The sequence below is a fragment of the Congregibacter sp. genome (genome assembly GCF_045107095.1).
Lineage (GTDB): Bacteria > Pseudomonadota > Gammaproteobacteria > Pseudomonadales > Halieaceae > Congregibacter.
On the sequence record NZ_JBGCFU010000022.1, the window covers coordinates 1 to 24929 of the forward strand.

Below are 24929 nucleotides of genomic sequence, written 5' to 3' on the forward strand. Positions count from 1 at the left end.
CCCTAACACTTGAGTGGCCCGCCGAATACAGCCTTCTATCAAACGGCTCATTACGCTCGGGCACCACGGTACCGTCAGAATACAGCGACGCTATCCCCGGGATGATGGCCCGCAGCTCGGGACTCTGCTCCAAAAGGCCTATCACTTCACGCAGATAACCCGCAGGCAGAAAATCGTCATCTCCCACGATCATTACGCGTTCGGCTGTGGCCTGCTGAAGGAGGAAAACCACATTAGGCTCGCCACCCAGGTTCTCTGTTTGGTTGAATACAGTCAGCTCAGTTGGGGATTCAGTCTGCAGCGATTCCAGGATGCTGAAGGTGTCGTCCTCGGAGCAGTTGTTGGAGACGAAGATTCGGCAACTTAAACCGCCCCCCTCTTCCTCAATCAGCGTGTTCAGCAAGCGCACGTTCTTGGCAAGGTCGGAGCAACGATTGAACGTCGGGATGAGAATATCGAGTGTCATGCGCTCCAGGCCGTCGTGACCGTCTGTCGATGGCACAGGGGTGACATCGCCAGCCACGCCTAAAGTCCACCAAGAGAGTTAAGCGTGCTCTGCGCGCCGACCTTCCCAAAGACCTCTGCGCTCAGGGCCCGCGAAGTCACCTCACAGGTCAATCGGCTATCGTGAAGCGCTTCGAGAAACCAACTGCCAAAACCTGCGTCTGCAATATGATCCTCAGCAGTCACTACGCGCTGAAAAGGCTCTGCCTGTGAAATCTGGTAGTGCTTTTGGCGCATACCCCACAAGGGCAGTGAATACAGACTGTGCTCAGGGTATTCACCGCGCGCCAGCCAGTCCTGAGCGATAGCAAGCGTTGCACCAGTCGTCACAATTGCTGACCTCGACTCTGGCTGCTCCTGCACCTTTACCCATTGACCGGGGGCAACCTCTGGCACCTCACTGTGCACGGGCGCTTCGCCCGACTTACCCAGGCGAAGGTAGGACGGCCCGGGATTTTCGATCAAGTAACGCAAGCAAGCGCGCGTCTCCCAGGGGTCACCCGGTGCCGCGATCAGCATGTTCGGCAGCACGCGCATTAAGGCATAGTCCTGCAGGGCATGATGGGAATACCCTAGGTTGCCGTAAGCGACACCGCCACCCACCGATACGATGGTTACCGGAAGATTGTGGTAGTCCACATCGTTGCGTATCTGTTCCGCACAGCGAAAAGTTGGGAAGTTGGCGATGGAATAGGCAAATACATGGCAGCCTTCGGACGCAAGCCCTGCACAGATGCTCATCATGTTTTGCTCGGCGACTCCCGCGTTAAAAAACCGATCAGGAAAGCGCTCCGCAAATGGCTCTACAACGCCAAAACCCAGATCTCCGACCACCAGCACAACATTCGACTGGACTTCGGCGAGCGCAAGAAGCTCATTAAGAAACGCATCACGCATCGTCGTGCGATCCCGCAATGTCCTTCAATGCCCTGTCGAGCAGACCATCATCGGGATTGCGATAGTGCCATAAGACTTCGTTTTCCATATAGCTGACGCCTTTGCCCTTAACGGTATGAGCGATAACGACAAGAGGCTGCCCCGTTGACCGCGTTGCAATCGCGGACTCTAATGCATCGTGGTCATGCCCATCGACCTCAACAACGCTCCAGTTAAAAGCGGCGAGCTTCTCGCGCAAAGGCTCCAAGCCCAGGGTATTGGCCACCGTATCCAGACTCTGAATCTTGTTGTAGTCAATAATCGCCGTGAGATTGTCCAGCCCATTATGCGCAGCAAACATGAGTCCTTCCCAATTCGACCCTTCGTCCATCTCGCCATCACTCAGCAGGACAAAGACCTGCCACGGCTGTTTTGCGATCTTGCCCGCAAGCGCTTTGCCAGCTGCAAAGGGAAGGCCGTGTCCCAGCGAGCCCGTACTAAACTCAACGCCCGGGACGTGGTGACTCACGTGATTCATGAGCCTAGAAAAATCCTGTCCGTACTCCTCAAGCTCCTGTACAGGGAAACAGCCAATTTCCGCAAGCGTCGCATAGAGCGCGACGCAAGCATGCCCCTTGCTCAGCACAAAGCGGTCTCGATCTGGGGCACTGGGCTGCGCTGGATCAAACCTCAACACCCTTGCGTAAAGCACTGCCAAAATATCGACTATCGAGAGTGCGCTACCGATGTGAGAGGCCCTGGCGCGATGGACCATGCGCAATGACTGCTCGCGAACCGACAAGGCTAGCGACAGGGAGTTCAAGCAGATGCTCCGACCATCTGCTCACAAAAGTCAGTGTGCGCCTCTCGATGCAGAAAAACGTAGTTGGTCTCAAAGGTAGCATCGGTGACTTCCTGCATCCGATGAGCTCCCTTGGGTCCTATCCCGAAGCATTCGTATCCCATCCCAGTGAGCAAATCGATCAGATAGTTGGGATGATAATCATAGGCTTTGGACCACTTGCGCAGGATCTCCAAAAACACAACGGGACGTCGCTCAGCCAGTGTTTTTTCTGCCCCCTGCACCACCAGCAACTCGGCGCCTTCAACATCACACTTGATAAAGTCGGGCCACAGGGAGTGCTCTGCGCACCAGTCATCCAGTCTCACGACCTCGACCGGCACGGTGATAGCAGCTTCGGCATCGGCGACATTGCGCATGGATGCATTTGTCCCATTGCCTTTATCGAGAAAAATGTCTGCAGACTTAGCTTCATTTGAAAAACCGATGGAATGGATACTGACGTTCTCGTCGAGCGCGTTTGCGGCCACGTTTGCAGAAAGGAACTTGCTGAAATACGGCAATGGCTCGAAGGCGTGGATTGTTGCGCCAGGAAAGCGCCTGGCAAACAGCAACGAGTACCAGCCAATATTCGCGCCGACATCGAAGATGACCTGAGAGTCACGCAAGAGCTGCAACATAAGCTGGGTTTCTTGCGGCTCGTAGGCGCCAAAATTGAGTATTTCTACGGGTGCTACCCGGGACTCACCCGGCGGGCAACGAATCCACAGATCGTCTTCAGCAATATGGAAGGCAACCCCGCTGACATTGATCTTAATCTCGTCGACAGCGCCGCCGTCCAGCACTTCGGGATAGTGACCGAGAGAGCGGTGAAGCTCGTTCGCCTCCCGGATAAACGTCGCCTTGTTGATAGAGCCTTCGTGAAAAGCCTTTTGCAGTTCCAGTAAGGTCAAAGGTGAGCCTCTATGGTGCGCCGAAAGCCTTCGCGTGGAGACACTCGCGCGCTCCAGCCAAGAGCTTCCAATTTGGCGGTGCTGGGTAGCAGTCTTTGCAGCGTACTTGGCATATAGCCGGGACGATGCCCAGCAGCACCCACGGTGACCTTAAGCCCGGGACTGGGAGCCACCTCGACAATCAGCTCGGCCAGCTCCCTCACCGAAAGCTCGGCATCAGCGTTAGCCACGTTATAGGCCTGCCCGGGCTGGCCCCAAAACAAAATGGAAAAGAACCCGGCAATGGCATCACTAACGTAGCAAAACGCCCGTTGAGCATTGCCATCACCGCGAATATGAATATCTTCTTCCCTGATAGCGTTGTACGTAAAATCGGCAAAAACTCTACCGTCGTCCTCAGCCAGACCCGGTCCATAGGTATGAAAAGGCCGTGCAATAAATACGGGGGCACCATACTGCGAATGCCAGGCGACGCACAGCGCTTCACCGGCTCTCTTGCCCTCACCGTAACAGGAGCGCGGTAAGGCCGAATCCAGCGCCCCGGGACTGGTTTCTGTCAATGGCGTCTCGCTGCTCGCTGCACCGTATACCTCGCTGGAGCTGATAAACAAAAAGCCCTTGTGACGATCTCCGCCGGCCGTTAGCAGGGAAGCCACGCCCACGGTATTCGGAAGCAAGGTTCCGACAGGGTCCGGGCCATAAAACCGGGGGCTCGCGTTACTTGCCGCGTGAACGACGTAGTCAATGGGTGGTAAATCGGCAATCGCGATTCTAGAAAGATCCAGCTGGACGAACGATAGTTCGGGAACACCGTCCAGGTCTTTGAGCCGCTCAGGCGTGCTCGCCATGCTGCGAACGCCAGCGATCACCTGCACGGGCTCGGCGACGACCCCGGTAGCGTTGAGACGCAGTAGCGTTCGCACGAGGTAGTTACCCAGAAAGCCCGCTGCACCGGTGATGAGCACGGTCTGCCCCGCGAGTTTTTCCCAACCGCACACATTGCCGACGATGGAATCAAGGTCTTCATTCAAGATGCTGGTTTTAATCGCCACGACGTACGCTACCTGGTCCGCCGAACAAAATCGTCAATGCAATCTGCGATGTAATCATAGTGCACCTGCGAGAGTTCAGGCCAGGTACCAATCCAAAACGTCTGATTCATAGCGATGTCCGTGTTCACGAGATTGCCGATGGTTCTGTAGGTCCGGTTCTCGAAGTAGGGCTGTCGCGTCAAGTTGCCGGCAAAGAGCAGCCGCGTACCGATTTTCTTCTCATCCAAAAAACGCAAAAAGTCGACACGCTTGAAACCGCAGTCTTCACGCAGAGTCAACGGGAAGCCGAACCACGAGGGATCAGAGTTCGGCGTGGCCTCGGGTAGTATGAAGTAGCGCTCAAAGGCTTTCAGCGACTCCATGGCGATGCGGAAGTTGCGTTTTCGTTTATCGACAAAATTGTCAATGCGCTGTAACTGAGCCAGGCCACAGGCCGCCTGCATATCCGTGATTTTAAGGTTGTAGCCCATATGAGAGTAAATGTATTTGTGATCGTAACCCTGGGGCAGACCACCTAACTGCCAATCAAAACGGTTCCCACAGGTGTCATCCTCTCCAGGTTCGCAGTAACAATCCCGGCCCCAATCCCGAAAAGACTCCAGCACCTTGCGCAGCCGGGAGGATTTCATCATCACCGCCCCGCCCTCTCCCATGGTGATGTGATGCGCAGGATAAAAACTCAGCGTTGCCACGTCCCCAAAAGTACCGACCATGCGTCCGTCATAGGTGGTCCCCAGAGCGTCGCAGCTATCTTCAACCAGCCACAGCTTGTGCTCGTCTGCAAAAGCCCTCACCGCCGCAAGATCAAAAGGGTTACCCAGCGTATGCGCGATAACGATAGCCCGGGTCTTTTCGGACAGTGCATTCTCCAATTGGCTCACATCAATATTGTAGGTGGGGATATTGATATCCACGAAGACCGGCACCAGCCCGTTCTGCAGAATGGGATTCACCGTGGTCGGAAACCCCGCTGCCACGGTAATTACCTCATGACCGGGCTTCAGGGCGCGGTGTCCAAAGCGCGGTGAAGTCAGCGCGGTAACTGCCAGCAAGTTTGCTGCAGACCCCGATACGGTGGTGAGTGCGTGACGCACGCCCACGTAGTCGGCAAGCTCCTTTTGAAACTGCGCATTGAAGCGCCCGGTCGTGAGCCAGCCATCCAGTGATGCATCCACCATATGCACCAGCTCACTGCCGCCTATTACTTTTCCCGAGGGCGGGATAACCGTCTCTCCGGCTACGAAGAGCTTTTTTGACGCGCTCGAGTTTCCGTACGCTAAAACGGCATCCAGAATTGCCTGGCGGGCTTGGTCACGATCCATGGGTTTGCTGCTTTGCCTCTTGGGTATAGTTGGTCACTTCGTTGATCATGAACGCCAACATGTCTGCACCGTCAGATTCTGATGCATGCCAGGCGGCGACGCGATCGAGCGCACCATCCAGACTAAACTGTGGACGCCAGCCAAGCCGGGAATGCACCTTTGAGCAATCGAGATAGAGCCTGAATGTTTCTTTCATGGCGGAGTCAGCCTCGTAGCTCCAGGTACTGTCGGGGGAGACCAACTTTAGAAGCCTTTGGACGACTTCACCGACGGGTCTGGCATCACCGCGGTCCGGACCAAAATTCCACGGTTCGGAATATCCACTGGGATCAACAGCAAGACGCTGGGCCAGCGTCAAATACCCAGCCAGCGGATCCAGAACATATTGCCAGGGACGCACAGCGGCAGGATTGCGTATGACCGGCTCATCACCGCGCTCCAGGGCTCGCAGAACATCGGGAATCAGTCGATCCTCTGACCAGTCGCCACCGCCAATCACGTTGCCCGCACGGACGGTTGCCAAGCCCGTAATGTGATTGCGGTCGTCACCTTCGCGCATAAACGACTGATACCAGCTCTTCGCCAGCAACTCTACGCAGGCCTTGCTGCTGCTGTAAGGATCCGAACCGCCAAGGGGGTCATCTTCGTTGTAACCTCTTTCCAGCTCTTGATTGAGATAGCACTTATCGGTCGTAACAACCACGACCGCCTCCAGAGATCGGCAGTTCTGCAGTCCCGCCAGTAGGTTTACGGTACCCATGACATTAGTCGCGTAGGTTTCCACTGGCTGCCGATAGGAAGACCTGACCAGGGGCTGCGCCGCCAGATGAAGGACGATGTGAGGATCGGCAGCGTTCACAGCATCGGCCAGTGATCGCGCGTCGTTAATATCCGCAAGGGTCTCAGTCACTCGCGCCGATAGATCTGCCAATTCATAGGGACTTCGGGAATACGCCGGCGCTAGTGCATAGCCATGCACCTCCGCCCCCATCGATAACAACCAGCTGGAGAGCCAGGCGCCCTTGAGTCCCGTATGCCCGGTGACGAGCACGCGTTTCCCTTGCCAAAAATCGGGATTGACGGAGTTAGTCACTCCAGACTTTCCATGGCGCCCGGTCGCTTCGCCAGAGATTATCAAGACGCGTTTTATCCCTCAGGGTATCCATGGGGTACCAAAACCCCTCATGCATAAACGGCATCATCTGTCCCTCGGAGGCCAGCTTTTCCATGGGTCCGCCTTCCCAGACGGTATCGTCATCGTCGATATAATCGAGAATCTCAGGAGAAAGCACAAAAAATCCGCCATTAATGTGCGCCCCATCTCCATGGGGCTTTTCCTCAAAGCCGCGGACAACACCGTCGTGAATATCAAGGGCACCAAAGCGCGCGGGCGGCAATACGGCGCTTACCGTCGCCTTTTTTCCATGACTGAGATGAAACTCGCGACTGGAGGCGATATCAATATTGCTGACCCCGTCGCCATAGGTCAGAAAAAAACAGTCTTCGTTTTCTAAATAGGAGCTGACGCGTCTGATACGTCCACCGGTACTTGAGCTTTCACCCGTGTCTACCAACGTGACCGACCAGGGCTCGGCGCGCTGAATGTGAACAGACATTGTGTTCTCACGCAAATCAAAGCTGACGTCAGACATGTGCAGGAAGTAGTTGGCGAAGTACTCCTTGATCACGTGGCCCATATAGCCGCAACAAATTACAAAGTCGTTGACCCCGTGATGCGAATACAGCTTCATGATGTGCCAGAGAATGGGCCTGCCACCGATCTCAATCATTGGCTTGGGACGCAGGCTCGTTTCTTCACTAATACGCGTGCCGAGACCGCCGGCCAAAATAACAGCTTTCATCAGTTAAAGCCCCTTGGATACCGCGCGTGACTTTACCATATTGCCAGATATCCCAGACCGATTAAAAAGCGATATGAAGCAGTCGCTATGGAGGCGGCGTTTACCGTGCACCAAGGGGGCTCACGACTAGACTCTGATGAGACTTACGCTATCCTCGGCGCTCTCACTTCAAAACGTGCGTCAGGTACCTAATGCTAAAAGATCTTCAGACAGTTGCGCGCTGGACCCGCTCTATTCCCTACAGAGGGTCGGGCCGGGTGTGCACGATCTGCAACGCAACGGCTACGGCCTTTTTACCCTTTGGCACGCCGCAGAGAGAAGAGGCGCAGTGTTGGCGATGTCACAGTCTGGAGCGCCACCGTTTTATGTGGCACTACATCGCCAATGAAATGACTTCAAAGGACAGTCTGGGGCTGTCATTCCTGCACATAGCCCCGGAAGCCTGCATCTCCAATCGACTACGGCAGGCCATTGGCGACGGATATATCACCGCTGACCTTTTCGCGTCAAACGTGGATGTACAAATGGATATAACCGACATCCAACTGCCCGATAACAAGTTCGACAGCATCTACTGCAGTCATGTGCTGGAGCATGTAGAGGATGATAATAAGGCGCTGAGTGAGCTGTTCCGGGTACTCAAGCCAGACGGCACGGCGCTGCTGGCAGTCCCCATTTCCGGACAAGAGACCTACGAGGATTCAAGCATCGTTTTACCCGAGGAGCGTCTCAAAGCCTTCGGTCAGAGTGACCACGTGCGCATTTACGGGCTGGATTTTGCAGACCGGGTGGCCGCAGCGGGTTTTAAGGTGACGCGGATCACACCTGAGACATACCTTACGCTGCTTGATCGAAAAACCTTTGGTATCACCGAGCACGCCGATGATATTTTTCTCGCCGAGAAGCCAAGCAACTTGACCAGCGAGACTTGAAACTCAGCGATCGCGCCCTCCCTAGTCGAGTCACCGCACTGCAGCCACTGATTTAGCGACTTAGTGTAGCCTTAGTAAGCTACCTTACACTCGTCAAATCTCAGCAGCATTGCGACGAAACACACGACGCACGTCCTGCCCTACGTAATACAAGGTCGGGATCAAAAACAACGTCACCGCTGTCGAAAAGAAAATTCCAAACGCCACAGACGTGGCCATAGGCTTCACAAACTGTGCCTGAATGGATGTCTCCAACTGAATCGGCAGCAAGCCGATAAAGGTCGTAAGCGAGGTCAAGATCACCGCTCTGAATCTGGATGGCCCTGCCTCCAACACAGCGGACTTCCAATCGTGGCCCTCTTCAATGTAGTGATTAATGAAATCGACCATAACCAAGCTGTCATTCACCACCACACCAATCAATCCGATGATCCCGATGGCCGACAATATGCTGACATCCATACCCAGAATTAGATGCCCAAGCAATGCACCGGTCACCCCGAAAGGAATGATCGCCATGATGAGCAACGGCTCTAGGTAGCTCTTGAGGGGAATTGCTAACGCCGCATAGATCAGGACCATGACCAAAATGCCCCCATAAAGAAGGCCGTCTGAGGTTTTCCGTTGCTCATCCACCTCGCCGGCGACGGAATAACGCACCAGAGGATGCTCCGCCAGAATCTCCGGCAGCATGCTGCTTTCGACCAACGCCATTACGTCACTGGAGGATGTCAGGGTCTTGTCGATATCAGCTTGCACATTCACGACCCGGGACAAGTCGATACGGTTGATCACGCTTAGACTGGTTTGCTCCCGAGCACGGCCCACCACGGAGAACGGCGCGCGCTCTCCATTGGGAAGATTGATCCAAAGAGACTGCAAAGAATCCAATTGCGTGCGATCAAGCTTCGGCAACCGCACGTACACACGCACCTCGTCCCGGCCACGCTGCACCCGTTGAACCTCGGCGCCAAAAAAGGCCTGACGAATCTGCCGCGCCAATTCCACATCGCCAAGCCCAAGGGCTTCACCTTCCGGTGTCACGCTAATATCTAACTCTCTGCCACCGGCATTAAAACTGTCTCGGATGTCTCGAACGCCGTCGACGCGTGCAAGACTGAGCTTCAGCTCACTCGCAGCCTGACGCAACTGCTCCAGGTCATATCCCTCTAGCTGTATATCGATGGGCGAGCCACCGGGCCCAGCCGCGGCATCGATGCGCAAAGAACGCACACCGGGCAGAGGACCCAAGGATTCTCGCAACCACTTGCCCAACTCCACGGAATCGATATCCCGTTCCTCACTCACGATGAGGTCGGCGATAACCCTAGCCTGCGTGTCACTCTCGGACAGCACCTGCAGGGTGCGAATCACATCGCGCCCTTGTTCGTCCTGCTCCTTGAAGCGATCGTTCATCACCCTCGCGGCACTTTCTATGCGGCGAGCGTATTCATGGGTTTTCTGCCAAGGCGTGCCCTGAGGCATATCAACGGTGACACCGATACTGTCTGACGGCACAGAGGGGAAGAACGTCACGCGCAAGATGCCCGAAGGGATTAGCGCAAGACACACGATGAGGCCCGCAAAAAATATTGCTAGGGTGGTGTAGCGATAGCTCACCGCAACGCCTAGCAAACGCCGATAAGGTCCCTGGGCAAAATTAATCAAACCCTGGGCAGTTCGCTGCTGTGCTTTGCGAATCACACCCACATCGTCCCCGGGCCTGGGGACTTTTATGTGGCGGAGGTGAGCAGGCAATACGAGCTTGGTTTCTATCAGCGAAAAAATAACGCACAAGATGACCACCCAACCAATATGGGACATGATCCGAGCAAAGCCCTCCGTCAGAAACAAGCTCGGACCAAACGCTACCGCAGTAGTCAACGCTCCAAATATCGTCGCCGTGGCGACTCGGTGCACCCCTCCGACTACGCTCTTTAAACCATCCCCATCACGCTCCAGACGGGCGTAGGCACTCTCCGCCGTCACAATAGCGTCATCGACGAGAAGTCCCAGGACCAAAATAAACCCAAAGACCGATAACACGTTGATGGAGACAGGCAGGCCAAAAACTTCTAGTGCGGCAAGACATCCAAGCACCGCGAAGGGCAATCCCAGCACCACCCAAAACGCCAGAGACAGATCAAGGAACAAGGCAAGGGCGATAATCACTAAAATGCCACCTTGGGCAGCATTTCTGAGCATAAGGTCGATACGTCCACGGAGGATTCGACTGGCATCACCCCAAGCCTGCAAACGGACGCCTTCCGGAAGTTGAGCCTGTTTGCGCTCGACGTACTCACGAATCGAGGAAGTGATCTCAAGCACGTTCTGATCACCTACGCGGTCGATAGTAAAGGTGAGCGCCGGCTTGCCATCCACCAAGCTGAGCACCGGTTGCTCCCCAAAACCATCGCGCACCGTGGCGACGTCGCCTACGCGAATCCGGGTTCCGTCTGTGCGGCTTATAAGCGTTAACTGCTCGAAGTCAGAGCCTCTGTACGCTTGGGAACTTGAACGCAAAGTAATTGCGCCGCTGTCCGTCCGCATCAGTCCCCCGGGGAGGTCCTGGGAACCCGCGCGAATTGCTGCGACCACGGAATCAAAGGTCAAACCATAGCGGCGAAGTTTTTCGTCTGAGAGCTCAATGGAGATTTCGTAATCGCGCTCTCCATCGACGGTTAGCTCACTAATACCGCCCAGGGCAAGAATATCCTCACGAACTTGTTCACTGAGTTCTTTGAACTTTCTGGGCTCTATGTCGCCAAAAAGGCTAAGTCGAATTGCTCTACTCGACGATTCTATTTCTTCAACGATAGGTTTTTCAGAATCTCCCGGAAAAGAGGCGATGCCATCTACGCGAACTTTTGCCAGGCCTACCGCTTTGGACATATCACTGCCCGGCTCCATGATGACCGTGACAACACCAACACCTTCTCGCGCTTCGCTACGGATCTCCTTGATTCCAACGATATCCCGGATGGCCTCTTCCACCCGTAGGACGATTCCCCGCTCTACCTCCTCGGGGGAGCTCCCCGGGTAGGGAACAGTTACGGTGAAAGTTTCTGAGGGAAAGGTCGGAAACACTTCTTTGTCTAACGACTGAATCGAAAACAGTCCCGCAATGACCACAATAACCAGCAACAGGTTCGCGGCCACGGGGTTTTGTGCCATCCATGCAATGGGGCCACTTAGCAAAGGATCACGAGTGGAATCAGACATCGGAAAGCGCCACCGCCATGCCCTCAAACATCAGGTCCAAACGGGTAACCACGACCTGCTCTCCCTCAGCAAGTCCCTCGGTCACCAGTGCTCCCTCGGCACTCACCCTGACCACAGTGACACTACGTCTTTGCAGCACACCGTCTACATAGATAAAAACATCGTTATCGCCGTGCAGGGCACTCTGAGGGATTCGCACCGCTGAGGGCACTGAGCCACCGGTTATTTCTGCTCGCAGGAACAGTCCAAAACGCATGGGGGCTGAATGCACATCTGTATCCAGCGGGTTTTCAACCTCAACAACCACCGGGAAAGCTCGAGTCTGCGTATCGATACGTGCTTCAACGCGCGAGATGTTTCCTTCCCAACTTCGCGTGTCACCAGCACTCTCTCCGTGCAAGGTCACTCGTGCGTTATCGATATCCTGTATGAACCGAATATCCTGTGGCGGTATGGGTAAGCGTATCTCGGCCTTATCGGCTCCAAGCACTCTACCCAGCCTTGCACCAACGACGATGAACTGACCGAGCTCCACCGTCTGCTCGTCGATCACCGCCGCATAGGGGGCGGCAATTTCCGTATTCTCTAGATCACGTTTTGCGCGCAGGATTCTCACCTCTGCTGCGGCTACGGACGCTTCAGCCTCCTCTACGCGCGCGGCCTGGCGAAGGGACTCAGCCTCAGCGAGAGACAACTTTGCGCTGCTTAACGCCTGTTTTGCCTCAGCAAGGGCCAACTCGTAATCCGTGGGGTCGATGCGCAGCAGCGGCTCGCCCTTCTCAACCACAACACCCGGCTCAAAGCGCACAGACTTCCAGATCACTTCTCCACCGACTTGTGCGGTCAACTCCAACTGCCGCCAGGCTGTCACATTTCCATGGGCCACAACGCTGACACTCTGCGCACCATTGACCACAGTTTGCACCGACACTATCGGTGGCGGGATGCTGACGCTCCGGGCCTCAAGCTGCGGCCGACTCTTTACCATCAATAAGGCGACCAAAAGAGCTACGGCTAAAATTGCCAGCGGGCGAATGAGAGAAATCAATCGAGACATAGGAAACATTTATCAGCAGCGGTCCTGCATTTTACGCGTTTTAGGGAAGCCCGTATCAGTATCGCTAGAAGCAGCGATTCACATTGCTTTGGGGGCAGAAACGATTCCGAGAGTTTCACCCGGTTTCATTACGACAAATTCCTTATCAAGAAGTTCATGGGCGCCTTTAGCGGAGGATAAATCGATCAGCGGCTGATCTATGGCTTCGTAGGTAAGCTGGAATGTACCGAAATGAATACCGATGCTTAACTCACTCTCCAACTGCTGGTGTGCTTTTACTGCCTCCTCCGGATTGAGATGCACATCCTTCATGAACCATCGGGGTGCATAGGCACCAATTGGCAGCAGCGACAAGGCAAAGGGGCCATGGCGTTCACCAGCCTCAGCAAAATGGCCGCCGTAACCCGTATCACCCGCGAAGTAGATATTCCCTTCAGATGTCTTAATCACAAAGGATCCCCACAATGTCTTCATTTGATCGCTCAGACCGCGCCCCGAACGGTGTCGACCCTCGGTGAAGACGAAATCGATACCACCAAGCTCTACGCCTTCCTCCCAATCCAACTCCCGCACCCGTGACGCACCCAAAGACGCGAGCAACTGTTTGTTGCCAAGGCCCGAAAGCAACATCGGTGCCGCCGCTGAGCTTCGGCCAAGTAAAGCGCGCAAGCTTGCCTCGTCAAGATGATCGTAATGATTGTGACTGATAAGAATCACATCGATGGGCGGTAAATCCTCCAGTGCGATGCCCGGAACATGCACGCGTTTCGGCCCGGCCCATTGAAAAGGGCTAGCTCGCTCGGAATAAATGGGATCCGTCAGAATATTGAACCCATCAACCTGGATGAGAAAAGTAGAGTGATTTACATAGGTGACCGCCATACCGGACCAGACCCTTTCTTCGGGCACTTGTCCTTGCCCTACATCGATCCAGTTGGGCCAGTCTTCTGCCTGAGTCAAGGTACCCCAAGCCAAACGCAGTAAGTCACCGACGGACTTACTCATAGGCACGGTGTTCTTAAAGTATTTACCGTCGAAGCGGGCTGATTCCTCGCCTTCATAGGCCGGCGCCGCGATACACCCTGCGATCAGCGATGCTACGAGAGTGAGAACGAAAAGCATAAATCGATGCATGACTAACTTACGCTCTTCGCCCATAAACGGACTGCCGTTGAATACAGTCCTCTCATGGGTCCGGCGTGCAGGGCACTAAGGCGTGCGAGCAGCTGTCACCTCGATCTCTACAAACCATCCAGCGCGCACCAGACCTGCAATCTGCAATGCCGAACGCGCGGGCAGGTGAGGCTGCTCGGCCGTGCCAAAGAATTGTGTGTAACCACGCATAAAACCAGCAAAGTCCATACGCCCGTCCGTCTCCGGAGTTCCCACCAAAAAGGCGCGCATCATGACGACATCACCCATATCCAGACCCAGTCGCTGAAGACGGCTCTGCACTTCCTTGAGGACACTCACGGTTTGCGCTTCAGTATCACCATAGGTCGCGGGGTCATCTGGATCTCCACCGACCACTATGGGCTTGGGCACTGCTCCACTGACGAAGATCAGCTCCGATTCAGCAGGCACTTGTACTGACTGCGCAATGGGAAAATCGGAACCTGGCGTCTTGTTCCGGGTAATCTCATCGGCGCTTGAACTCCCACTGTTCAAGAGGAAAAGACCACCTAATACGATGGAAACGAATGATTGACGATTCATGGCAAGACAACTCCTTTAGTTTCTGCGATGAAGCTGTAAAACAACTCAGGCAGATCGATTTACAACACCCCTCATTGCGAGAGATAGTGCGGTCACATTAATCGATCAGCAGCAACGGGTCGATAAGTGTTGACGTATTCTTTGGCCACGCAGGGGAGACTACTACTCCCTTAGCTACGCATCTCCGAGAGGAACATATGGGTTCAAAAGATGATAGTCGCTCTTACCCGGCAGATACCCTCGGTATGGACAGAGAGTCCATGCGACGCCTCGGTTACGCTGCGGTGGACGCGGTCATTGAGCATCTGGAGAATAAAAACAAAGAGCCTGCCATTGACAGTTCCACGCCGGATTCATTGTTAAGTGCCCTCGGTGGAGCGCTCCCCGAGCACGCAATGCCATCGGATGAGAGCTTTGACTTGCTGATAAACACCGCACTCCACCATCAACAACACGGCGATCACCCGCGTTACTTTGCGCGAGTCCCGGGTCCGAGTTCTTTCGCCGCGATCATCGGAGAGTGGCTAGGCACCGGATTTAATACGATTGCAGCGTCCTGGCCTGGCGGTGCAGGCCCATCAGCCATAGAGCTCATCGTAATAGACTGGCTTCGCCAATTGATGGACCTGCCCAAGGATTATGAAGGCGTGCTGGTGAGTGGAGGCTCTCACGCCAGCCTGACGGCGATCGCGGCCGTGCGTACGCAATGGGGTGATGGCTGTGTATATCTGAGCGATCAAACCCATGCATCTTTAATAAGAGCGCTGTTTACTCTGGGGTTTTCGAAAGAGCACATCCGCGTGCTCCCGAGCGACGACAGGTACAGGCTCTCTGCTGCCAGCGTCGAAGAAGCGATCGCCAGCGATCTCAAGTGCGGACGTCGGCCTTTGATGGTGATTGCCACGGCGGGAAGCACCAACACCGGTGCGGTGGACCCCTTTGATGAACTCGCCGACCTTTGTGAATCTTACGGTCTATGGCTGCATGTGGACGGCGCCTATGGGGCACCCGCCGCCCTAACGCCTTCGGGAGCACAGAGCCTTCACGGTATGAATCGAGCCGACTCACTCACCCTCGACCCCCACAAATGGCTCTTTCAGCCCTACGATGCGGGATGTCTGCTCATCAAACCCGGCGTGCTGGAGCCGAGTTTCACCATGAACCCTGAGTACCTCAAGGATGTACAAGGCAGTGATAACGCGGTGGATTTTCGTAACCGAGGCCTTGAGCTGACGCGCCGCTCGAGAGCCCTCAAGTTATGGTTTAGCTTTCGAACTTACGGCGTATCCAAATTTCGCGAAGCTATTGAATACAGTATTCGACTGGCAGAGTTTGCAGAGGAATACTTGCGTAAGGACCCGCAGCGCTGGGAAGTAGTTACCCCCGCTCAGCTAGGCATCATCTGCTTCGCAGTGCAGGGCCAATCTGCACAAGAGCACGAGCGCCGCGCTCAATCTCTGTCAGAGTCGGGTTTCGCCTGTGTGACGACCACAAAACTCAAAAATCGGATCGTATTGCGTTTGTGCATCATCAACCCTCTAACTACGCAAAGTGACATACGTGAAACTATTGATCGTCTGGGAGAGTGATCACCGCACTTGTTCCGCCAAAGCGAGGATCAGATACCGCCGTCAACGAACCGTCGTTCTCTCGAACAATGAGTTGCACATTGCCGTACTCGTAGCTGTGGGGCTCTACCCGGTAACCGCGCTCTCGTAGAGCATCGATGGTTCCCGGCGCCAAGGGCGTTGTTGGGGAGTAAGTAATGAGATCTTTGGGCAGCAACTGGTGATGCACCCGCGTCGCTGCCTGTGCGTCCTGTGCAGACATTCCAAACTCAAGCATGTTGCTGATCATTTGATAGACAGTGGTGAAAATCGTTGAACCACCCATCGCCCCCAAGGCCATCGCAAGCTTATCGTCGCGAAGCAGCAAGGTCGGCGACATAGACGACAGCATCCGTTTACCCGGCGCAATTGCATTAGCTTCGTCTCCCACGACGCCGTAGTAATTTGGCTCATTCGGCGCAGCCGAAAAGTCGTCCATCTCGTTGTTAAGTAAAAACCCTGCTCCACCGACAACGACACCAGACCCAAAACTCGTGTTGAGCGTGTAGGTGTTCGAAACGGCATTCCCCTGTGAATCCAAAATAGAGAAGTGTGTTGTATGTATCGGCTCACGAACGGACTTACTGCTTGGAGTCGGCGAAATTGAAGATACTTCTACAGTGGCTGCCCTTTGCGCGAGGCGTTCCATATCCATAAGACGGTCGACAGGAACGTCCACAAAGTCTGCGTCTCCGAGAAAGCTGGCGCGGTCCTCAAAAATACGTTTCTCGATTTCTGCCTTCAGATGAATGTACTGCGGTGAGTTGTGCTCAAGACCGCTAAAGTCATCTCTCAGAAACTCCTTCATCTGCAAATATTGAAAGATCGCCAGTCCACCGGAGCTAGGCAAAGGCGCCGTAACGATCTGGTATCCGCGCCACGGGAAACTCAAGGGTGCACGCCAACGCACTTTGTAAGACGCAAGATCGGCCTCGGTGACAAGGCCATTGCCCCGCTGCATCTCGGCAGCGATGAGGCGCGCCGTCTCTCCAGTATAAAATCCTCTGGCCCCCTGCTCTGCGATGCGTCGCAGCGTGTTTGCCAGCTCTGGTTGAATGAAGCGCTCACCGGCTTTCAGCTCACCAAAATAGTTCAAGAAGCTCTTGGCGCTTTTCAGACGTTCCGATTCATAGTCTATTTCGTCGAGCAGTGTTTGAGGTACAACAAAACCATTCGCGGCCAGTGCGATAGCAGGCTCCAGCAACGAAGGCCAATCCAACTTGCCATAGCGCCGATGGGCAGCCCAAAGCCCTGCGACGGTGCCAGGCACGCCCACCGCACGATGCCCGGTGAGGCTCGCATCCGAATCGACTGTCCCGGTTTCATCAAGATACATATCTCGAAAAGCCGCCGCAGGAGCAACCTCCCGATAATCCAGAAACATGGGCTCATCATCAAAATACAATGTCATGAAGCCACCACCGCCAATATTGCCAGCGTCCGGAAAGGTAACCGCCAAGGCAAAGGCGACCGCCGTCGCCACATCTACCGCGTTTCCGCCCTCGCGCAGTACCGCCAGGCCTATCTCCGTGGCATGAGGCTCCGGGGAGGCAATCGCGGCTTCCTGAGCTTGGAGTGCAGGCCCCTGACTGCACGTGAGCAGGAGTCCCAAAATGGCCACTCGAACGCGTAGAGCACCCGCGATCATGCTTTTCTGATTAGGGCCTTTTAGATTAAGGATTGCCATCGCACTGCTCCTACAAGCTAGCTTTTTTACTTTACCGGTACTGCGCCGGTGAGAGGCTTGACCCGCAGCACCAAAATTACCGCGACGATCAAAGTAAGAAGTTCCGCAATTGGAATGGCAAGGTATACGCCCGGATCACCAAACCATAGCGGGAGTAGAAGTAGTCCAAGCCCCGGAAGCACCAGACTACGACTCACCGCTATGATCGCTGAAGGCACAGGACGATGGAGTGCGGTGAAGTAACTTGCCAAGGTGATATTGGTACCGTTCAAAAGGAACGTCGGCCAGAAGTAGCTGATAAAAATCAAAGCGATAACTGCCGTAGCCTGCTCGTCCGAACGAAGAAACAGGCCGATCATTTGCTGTGGGAGCGCCACCAGCAACGTTGAGACAAGTAGACCCACGAAAAATACCGTACAAACAGCGGTGAGAAGAAACTTACGAATTCGCTCGGGTTTCCCCGCACCGAGATTCCTGCTCACCGTGGGTTGCAGCGACTCCGAAACTCCGTAACTCACTTCAAGACCGATCATCATCAGGTAGGTAATGATGGTGTAAGCCGCAACGCCCTCTACACCCTGTCGAGTAATCATTACCCAATTAAAAAATAGAACTATCAATCCGACAGATAGCTCGTTGATGAACTCGGAAAACCCGTTCCAGGCCGCATCCAGAAGATCACGCCAACGCCCCGTTGCAAGCATTAGTTTTAGGGAGCACTTAGGATGAAACCAATGGGTCAGCAAGATCACGAAGATGGCAAACTCGGCCAGGGCCGAAGCCCAGGCGGCGCCTACGATCCCCCAATCAAGATAGACGACAAAGAGGGTGTTTAAAGCGATGTTAGTCCCGGCAAAGGCAACCAACCCCACCGCAGCAAGCACTGGGCGTCCATCTGCGCGAACAAAGTAGTCCATCGTCAGTGCAGCCACAAAGACCGGAGCAAAAATCAGCACCACCCTCATGTATGCGATAACCAGAGGCTTAACTTCCTGAGTCGCGCCGAGCAAGCGAACAAGATCTTCAAGAAAGACGAGGCCTGACCCAGCAATAGCAATACCTACCGCCACAGCGGCCACCAGGGTGCGAGTGAAAATAGACGAGGCGGCAGCATGATCACCCTGCCCAAGAAAACGACCGCACATGACTGAGCCACCGACGGCAAGCATGAACACAATGGCCGCAAAAGCAGCCCAAGCGGGTTGCGCCAAATTCACTGCCGCTAGCGCACTCGACCCCACAAAATTACCGATGAAAACCCCATCAATGATCCCCGCCGACGTTACCGCGAGCATGCCGAGCACAGAGGGCACTGCGTAACGAATAAACGTGGCTACTACAGGGCCTTCTGCCGGGTCGTAGCGCGTGTCGACCACGTCGTTTGATTCAGAATGATTCATTGTGGGATTCTCCCAAAATTCGGGACCCAACGCTCTGTATGTTTTACGACACCTGTGAAGGGCGTGCCTAGTCAGGCTGATTAATGTGCACTACACGCGTGAGTGCATTAACATCGAGCACAACTTCCGCGCTCTATTCATCTGCACCCTGCTAATCCGCAAGGGATGTGCGGAGAAGAGAAACGCTTCAATAATTCCTTTAGTCGGGTAATTCGTTATGCATAAATCTCAGCAAAAGAGCCAGCGAACTCCAAAGTCGTCTCCTCGGTTTGTCAACAGTAGGAGCAGCTATCTGGCACGTGTATTCAGTCACTGTCTGGTTATTACCGCTTTGTGTGGAAGCGCTATTGCCAGCGCGAGCAGCTACGAAGAACTCGTAGATTTGTTCGGCGATTGGAGAGCATTTGAAAAGCCGCCGCTATTGGACGGCGCTCCAGACTACACGGCGAAACGTTTCTCGAAAGCCCACGCGGAGCTGCCTGCGCTGCAAAACCGGCTCAACGATATAGATACCTCTGATTGGCCCATCGATCAGCAGGTGGATTGGCATGTGCTGCGAGCGGAGATGAACGGCTTCGACTTCAACCATCGAATTCTCAAGCCCTGGGTACGGGATCCAGCGTACTACCAAACCATCTGGGCCTATCGCAGCGACGTCCCCGCCCATGAGGGACCCACCCACCACGCAATCCTTGAACTATGGACCTACGATTTCCCCCTGAGTGAAAAGGAAGAGAGCCGCATTGTTCGCGAGCTCAAAGTTATCCCTCCACTGATGAAGCAAGCGCAGGGCAACCTCACAGGAAACGCTCGGGACTTGTGGGTTGCGGGTATCCGTAACATCGAAGATCAGGGAGAGATGATAAATGTCATCCGTGAAAAAGCGGGTGAAGACATCAGTGAGGAGCTTAACAGCGCACTGGAAGAGGCGAGCACTGCCACCAGCGATCTTGTGACTTGGCTTCAAGCACAAGCTCCCAGCAAAACGGGGCCGTCAGGTATCGGGGCTGATGAGTACAGCTGGTATCAATCGCAAGTTCATTATCTTCCCATCGATTTCAAAGAAGAAACTCTCCTTCTGGAGCGTGAACTCGACCGATCCTGGTCTTCCCTCAAACTCGAGGAGCATCGCAACCGTCATTTGCCTCAACAGAAAGCCGCAGATAGCCCCGAGGCTTATGATGCTTTAGTCAAGAGCACGTCGGAGCAAATGCTGCGCTGGTTTGACGAAGAAGAGGTTCTGCCCATGCGGGACTACATGGCTGAGGAGCTTGTCGCGCACTTGGGAGGATACGAGCCTGAGGACGTCCGTAATTTCTTCACTATAGGCACTCACTACGATCCGCGTCCCTTGCTCTCGCACTTCTACCACTGGTTCGATCTGGCAGAAATTCAGGAGTTCCCCCATCCCAGTCCCATACGTCGTGGACCGTTGCTCTACAACATCTTTGACAGTCGCAACGAAGGCACCGCCACAGGCGTAGAAGAAATGTTTATGCATGCAGGACTCTACGAGGAAAGCCCGCGCTCGCGAGAGCTTGTATGGATCATGCTTGCGCAGCGCGCGGCGAGAGGTCTGGGCTCTCTGAAAGCACATGCCAACGAAATGACCATGGCCGAAGCTGGCACAGTACACGTGGAGTGGACACCGCGTGGCTGGATGAGCAACGAGCCCGAGCTCTTGAAGTTTGAGCAACACCTCTATTTGCGCCAACCCGGCTACGGAACCAGCTATGTCACGGGCAAATACTTGCTTGAGAGATTGCTGGCAAAACGTACTCAACAAATGGAAGCCGAGGGCAAAGAGTACACACTGTCGATGTTCTTTAAAGAGTTGCGCGACGCAGGTAGCGTGCCCATTTCGCTAGTGCATTGGCAGCTCACGGGCGACGACAGCGATATTCGCAAGATTTTAAGTAGACAGTAGACCTCAATTACAGCGGAAACCTTCAGAAGCCTCTGGCCTGTCAGCCACAGAGACCCTAGAATTCGCGCCTTTGGGCACATTCAGGGTCTCTCCTCCACAACGCTATGCTTCGACTTTCTCACGTCATCCTTCCTCGCTTTATTCTGTACTGCATCCGCGGCGCAGCTATTCTCCAGCTATTACTGGTCAGCCTGCTGGCTCAGGCCAATATTGACCGCATCGAACTCACGAATGGCTCCGTGATCATTGGTAGCTTTCACGATGCGGACAACGGCAAAGTCATGATCGACACCGACTTTGCGGGCATGCTGACCATCGAAAAAAGCAACATCGTGTCCATGGATGTGGCTTCCAGCGTTACCTTACAAATGAGAGACGGCGCGGTACTTGAGACAGATAACCTAGTCGTGGACAACAGAACCCTGAGCCTTACCACCCAAGGTAAAACCAGTTACGCCCTTGATGAACTGATGCGCATCAACCCAGAGCCCTGGGAGCTAGGCCACGGCTATCGCCACACCGGTCTTATCAGTTCAGCATTCTCGCTGCAGCGAGGCAACACGGTGCTCGACGAGCTCGATTACAAAATAGACACACGTTGGAGCGGCCTCAAAGATCGCTACACCCTGAAACTTGAGGGTGAGGTTCGCGAGGCGAACAGAGAGCGCAACACAGAGAACTGGATGATTACCGGGAAGTACGACCGTTTCCAGACCGGCGACTACTACTGGGGGATCTCAGCCTCCGCTGAAGAAGACCGCTTTGCAGATCTGGATCTGCGTACCGCAATCGGCCCCTACTTGGGACGAAGCTTGTTGGTCGGCACACCCTTCGTATTGGAGCTGGAAACCGGTCTCTCTCAGGTCAATGAAGACTTCGGAACCGCCATTGATCGTAGCTATGTCGGTCTCACCTGGAGCGTGCGCTCTGAAAGCCAATACTTTGGTGCGGAGTCACGCCTGTATGTGGACCACAAGGGCGTCAAAAATCTCGCTGACAGAAACAACCTCATACTCAACACGACTCTGGGCCTCGCCTTCCCTGTCCTGGGGCGAATACAAGGTGCAACGGAAGTTGTACTGGACTATAACTCTGGTGCTGTAGAAGGTACCGAAGAGCTGGACCAGACCTACCGTTTCCGCTTGGGTTACGCTTGGTAACTGACTTCAGGCACTCGCGCTAGAAAGCGTGGATCCACGAGACGGAAAACAAATCATAGTCGCCTCCACTCTCTGTAACCGTCCCCGTTGAGGTACTCAAACGCAGAGCGTGTCCTTGAGCCAGAGGGAAAACAAGCGTCGCGCCAAAACGGGAATTACGCTGCAAGTCCTGATTTTTCGAACCCTCAAGCCGCGTTCTCCCACCGATGTAGTAGTTGGCGTCCAGCGCTGCCCAGAACCCTCGGGAGAAGCGCTTGATGAGGTGCAGCTGAGCATTGGTAATCGGTTCTTGTTCTCGCGTCTGCCCCAGAAATTCATCGTTATCCTGAAAGAAAGCCACGGAAAGCTCTCCCTCGAGAAGCCAGGACGAGCTCAGGGGGTAAATGACGCCAAGGCCAGGTTTTACAGACCATCGATTACCGCCGAGATTGATGATCCTGTCTGCATCATATTCCCCCGTCGGGGCCGTTACCGCCAGACTCACGCCAACAATGGGCTTGGGATCGGCGCGCATTGCTGCAAAAGCCTCTCGGTCCATGGCCGGCGCCCCGGTCAGATTGACCGCCATTCGCACGATGGTATCGCCCATACCTACGGTACGCCGCGTGATCAATTCATCCTCCACCGTCCCCGAGGTCTTCCCATCAGAAGCGACCTGTATCACCGACAGGTTCGCCGTCCTCCCAGCCACATCAAGGGTGCGTTGATACGTCAGCTGGAGATAATCGATGCTGGAATCCACGCCGGTCACGGGCAGTGACTGGTCTACGATAATGTCACCGCGACTGTGCTGATAGCTTAGGGACAGCACGTTCGTGCCCACGGGACTTGGCCAGAAGGCTCTAGGAACGAGTTCCTGCGCGTTAACAGTGGCCGACATGCAGACGAAGCCCGCTGCCACCCACGCTCCAATACACTGTAAATGTGCTTTCATCAAAGGCCCACCAATGCCCACCAATGCCCACACGAACCCTCACAGTACAGAGGGCCCTGTTGAAAACGATAATCGGAGCAGAGCTTAACGTATTTCGTCAAGGGTGCCCGCCGCGCAATATTTGTTATATTCCCCCGCTTCATTGGTAAGAATCCGCAGACGCTATTTCATGACATATTGCCTCGCCATCGCGCTAGAGGAAGGACTGGTTTTTTGCTCCGACTCTCGGACTAACGCCGGACCGGATCGCGTAAGCAAGTACAGCAAGATGCATCGCTTCTCCGTGCCCTACGAGCGCTCCATGGTAATCCTGACCGCTGGCAACCTGGCAACAAGCCAGGCAGTCATTGCGCAGATACAAAGAGACTTGGAAGAAGACACCGAGGTCAACATTTTCAATGCCCGCTACGTCAGTGACGTCGCAGACTATATCGGCGAGATAAGCCTGAAAGAGCAGCAGAAGTACGCCAAGAAAGGCGGTCCCAATGCGGGCTTTAACGCCAGTGCGACTTTTATTTTGGGTGGACAAATCAAAGGGCACGCGCCTGAGCTGTATATGATTTATCCGGAAGGTAATCACATTACCGCCTCTGATCTGTACCCCTATCTTCAGATTGGTGAGACCAAGTACGGAAAGCCCATTCTGGACAGAATCGTAAGGAGCGACACGCCCGTAGAAACCGCCATGCGCTGTGCTCTGGTATCGGTAGACTCTACGATGCGCTCAAACGCGACCGTTGGACCACCCCTGGAGTGTCTTTTCTATCGAAAAGACAGTCTGCTGCCCCATGAGGAATATTGCGTCCTTGAGGAAGGGCACCCCTATCTTGCGGATCTTCGCCAGAGCTGGGACGACAACATTAGACTCGCCTTCGACAACCTGCCCTCGCTCAGCGCAGTGTTCGAAGCCGATCCATCGCCAGATCAATAAGCTCTAACTTCTCGGCAACCACCTCGTTGATCACAAAGGGATAAGCATCTCCCCTCCCGACACTGCGATTAAGTTCGTTGAGCATCAGGCTTACCTTTGACCAGGCGCGCAAACGCTCGGACATCGTCATTGACCCCGGCTGGCGCGGCAACAGTTGGTGAGCCCAAGCCGTATCTAAAGCATCGTAGATATGAAGATAGTGTCCCCAGCACTCGGCCCAGTCCTCACTCGGATGGGAACTGGCGTAGGAACTGATAAATCGATCCCTCCAATACATAGGCGGGCCGTTCTTATAGTGCACATCAAGTGCCGCTTGATAATTACTACGTTCGTCGCCAAACACCTGACGAAATTCCCCCAGCAAACTCACATCAGGATTCAATAAAGACCAGTAGTAATGTCCGGACTCATGACGCAAGTGTCCAAGCACGGTCCGGTAACTCTCCCCTAGCTCGTCTTGCACAGTCGCCCGAGCCACATCATCCGCCTCCAAGGCATTAATCGTAATCACCCCACCAAGGTAACCCGTGGATACAAAGGTCTCGGGAAACTTTTCCGAACTCCGAGCGTCCTCAATAAAGTCCAGTAGTAATCCACGCTGAGGGTCTGCCCAGCCATTCAACAAAGGCAGATTTAGTTGCGCAAGAGTGTAGAAGAGGCGCTTCTTTCCGCGCTCCAACACCAGCCAACGCTCCTTGTTCTCGGGTCGGGTCTGATCGGGGACAGTTCTATTGAACTGGCAGGCTGTACAAAACTGACTTGGGGAGTCCGCCGGACGCAACCAATTGCATACGCCAAAGGTCTCTCCATTGGAGCAGTAACGAAACGCATTGCCCTGAAAATCTTTAAACACCCCTCCCCCCCAGTCGGCGAGGGTTATCAGATCTGCACGATTAGGATCGTAGCCCAGCGCTGACTGACAGTTAATACAGAAGTCATTTTCAAAGTAGACGGGGCTACCGCAGTCACAAGCAAAACGTCTCAT

General features: G+C 54.5%; 21 protein-coding genes. 5 read left to right on the forward strand and 16 right to left on the reverse strand.

Translation table 11 applies throughout. The features are described 5' to 3' along the window. The 8 genes from AB8B76_RS04285 to rfbF form a co-directional block, all read right to left on the reverse strand. The coding region (locus AB8B76_RS04285) for a glycosyltransferase family 2 protein (protein ID WP_405270609.1) at positions 1 to 523 on the reverse strand (523 nt) is incomplete at its 3' end. Between the two features lie 2 nt (positions 524 to 525). After that, positions 526 to 1401 (reverse strand): transketolase family protein, encoded by an 876-nt coding sequence (locus tag AB8B76_RS04290; RefSeq protein WP_405270611.1) that lies wholly within the window; start codon positions 1399 to 1401, stop codon positions 526 to 528. After that, a complete protein-coding gene (locus AB8B76_RS04295) occupies positions 1394 to 2203 on the reverse strand; it encodes a transketolase (protein WP_405270613.1) in 810 nt (269 codons plus the stop codon). Before AB8B76_RS04295 ends, AB8B76_RS04290 begins: the two co-directional genes overlap by 8 nt. Further along, positions 2200 to 3135, reverse strand: a complete 936-nt coding sequence (locus AB8B76_RS04300; protein WP_405270615.1) for an FkbM family methyltransferase — start codon at positions 3133 to 3135, stop codon at positions 2200 to 2202. The genes AB8B76_RS04295 and AB8B76_RS04300 overlap by 4 nt, the downstream gene beginning before the upstream one ends. Then, complete coding sequence (locus tag AB8B76_RS04305) at positions 3132 to 4187, reverse strand: NAD-dependent epimerase/dehydratase family protein (protein ID WP_405270617.1); 1056 nt, start codon at positions 4185 to 4187, stop codon at positions 3132 to 3134. Before AB8B76_RS04305 ends, AB8B76_RS04300 begins: the two co-directional genes overlap by 4 nt. Before the next feature lie 8 nt (positions 4188 to 4195). Then, positions 4196 to 5509, reverse strand: coding sequence for a lipopolysaccharide biosynthesis protein RfbH (gene rfbH / locus AB8B76_RS04310; RefSeq protein ID WP_405270619.1), 1314 nt, complete (start codon positions 5507 to 5509; stop codon positions 4196 to 4198). Continuing rightward, entirely contained in the window at positions 5499 to 6602 is a 1104-nt protein-coding gene (gene rfbG / locus AB8B76_RS04315; protein ID WP_405270621.1) for a CDP-glucose 4,6-dehydratase, read from the reverse strand. The genes rfbH and rfbG overlap by 11 nt, the downstream gene beginning before the upstream one ends. Continuing rightward, on the reverse strand, positions 6595 to 7371 hold the full coding sequence (gene rfbF / locus AB8B76_RS04320; RefSeq protein WP_405270623.1) for a glucose-1-phosphate cytidylyltransferase: 777 nt from the start codon (positions 7369 to 7371) through the stop codon (positions 6595 to 6597). Before rfbF ends, rfbG begins: the two co-directional genes overlap by 8 nt. Positions 7372 to 7562: 191 nt before the next feature. On the opposite strand from rfbF, the gene AB8B76_RS04325 reads away from it, so the two are divergent. After that, positions 7563 to 8303 (forward strand): class I SAM-dependent methyltransferase, encoded by a 741-nt coding sequence (locus AB8B76_RS04325; RefSeq protein ID WP_405270625.1) that lies wholly within the window; start codon positions 7563 to 7565, stop codon positions 8301 to 8303. Positions 8304 to 8396: 93 nt separating this feature from the next. Here AB8B76_RS04325 and AB8B76_RS04330 read toward each other — a convergent pair whose 3' ends face one another. The 4 genes from AB8B76_RS04330 to AB8B76_RS04345 all read right to left on the reverse strand — a co-directional run bounded on the left by AB8B76_RS04330 (position 8397) and on the right by AB8B76_RS04345 (position 14298). After that, positions 8397 to 11525, reverse strand: coding sequence for an efflux RND transporter permease subunit (locus tag AB8B76_RS04330; RefSeq protein ID WP_405270627.1), 3129 nt, complete (start codon positions 11523 to 11525; stop codon positions 8397 to 8399). Next, the gene (locus AB8B76_RS04335; RefSeq protein ID WP_405270629.1) at positions 11518 to 12591 is read right to left on the reverse strand and encodes an efflux RND transporter periplasmic adaptor subunit; all 1074 of its coding nucleotides are present in this window, start codon (positions 12589 to 12591) and stop codon (positions 11518 to 11520) included. Before AB8B76_RS04335 ends, AB8B76_RS04330 begins: the two co-directional genes overlap by 8 nt. Positions 12592 to 12660: 69 nt before the next feature. After that, positions 12661 to 13740 carry an MBL fold metallo-hydrolase gene (locus tag AB8B76_RS04340; RefSeq protein ID WP_405270631.1) on the reverse strand — a complete coding sequence of 360 codons (1080 nt, stop codon included), beginning with the start codon at positions 13738 to 13740 and terminating at the stop codon, positions 12661 to 12663. A gap of 51 nt (positions 13741 to 13791) precedes the next feature. Beyond that, positions 13792 to 14298, reverse strand: coding sequence for a RidA family protein (locus AB8B76_RS04345; protein WP_405270633.1), 507 nt, complete (start codon positions 14296 to 14298; stop codon positions 13792 to 13794). 197 nt (positions 14299 to 14495) lie between these two features. On the opposite strand from AB8B76_RS04345, the gene AB8B76_RS04350 reads away from it, so the two are divergent. Next, positions 14496 to 15887 (forward strand): pyridoxal phosphate-dependent decarboxylase family protein, encoded by a 1392-nt coding sequence (locus AB8B76_RS04350; protein ID WP_405270634.1) that lies wholly within the window; start codon positions 14496 to 14498, stop codon positions 15885 to 15887. Here the strand turns inward: AB8B76_RS04350 and ggt are convergent. Next, positions 15865 to 17592, reverse strand: coding sequence for a gamma-glutamyltransferase (gene ggt / locus AB8B76_RS04355; protein WP_405270636.1), 1728 nt, complete (start codon positions 17590 to 17592; stop codon positions 15865 to 15867). The two genes, AB8B76_RS04350 and ggt, sit on opposite strands and share 23 nt — an antisense overlap. Positions 17593 to 17618: 26 nt before the next feature. After that, positions 17619 to 18992 (reverse strand): MATE family efflux transporter, encoded by a 1374-nt coding sequence (locus tag AB8B76_RS04360; protein ID WP_405270637.1) that lies wholly within the window; start codon positions 18990 to 18992, stop codon positions 17619 to 17621. Positions 18993 to 19209: 217 nt separating this feature from the next. Here AB8B76_RS04360 and AB8B76_RS04365 point away from each other — a divergent pair, with 217 nt between their 5' ends. After that, entirely contained in the window at positions 19210 to 20919 is a 1710-nt protein-coding gene (locus AB8B76_RS04365; RefSeq protein ID WP_405270639.1) for a hypothetical protein, read from the forward strand. Positions 20920 to 21023: 104 nt separating this feature from the next. Continuing rightward, positions 21024 to 22079, forward strand: coding sequence for a DUF481 domain-containing protein (locus tag AB8B76_RS04370; RefSeq protein WP_405270641.1), 1056 nt, complete (start codon positions 21024 to 21026; stop codon positions 22077 to 22079). 19 nt (positions 22080 to 22098) lie between these two features. Here AB8B76_RS04370 and AB8B76_RS04375 read toward each other — a convergent pair whose 3' ends face one another. Continuing rightward, positions 22099 to 23013, reverse strand: coding sequence for a transporter (locus AB8B76_RS04375; protein WP_405270643.1), 915 nt, complete (start codon positions 23011 to 23013; stop codon positions 22099 to 22101). Between the two features lie 169 nt (positions 23014 to 23182). Between AB8B76_RS04375 and AB8B76_RS04380 the strand changes: the two genes are divergently transcribed. Then, positions 23183 to 23944, forward strand: a complete 762-nt coding sequence (locus AB8B76_RS04380) for a proteasome-type protease (protein ID WP_405270645.1) — start codon at positions 23183 to 23185, stop codon at positions 23942 to 23944. Here AB8B76_RS04380 and AB8B76_RS04385 read toward each other — a convergent pair. Further along, positions 23904 to 24929: a putative zinc-binding metallopeptidase gene (locus AB8B76_RS04385; protein ID WP_405270647.1), complete on the reverse strand. Its 1026-nt coding sequence runs from the start codon at positions 24927 to 24929 to the stop codon at positions 23904 to 23906. The two genes, AB8B76_RS04380 and AB8B76_RS04385, sit on opposite strands and share 41 nt — an antisense overlap.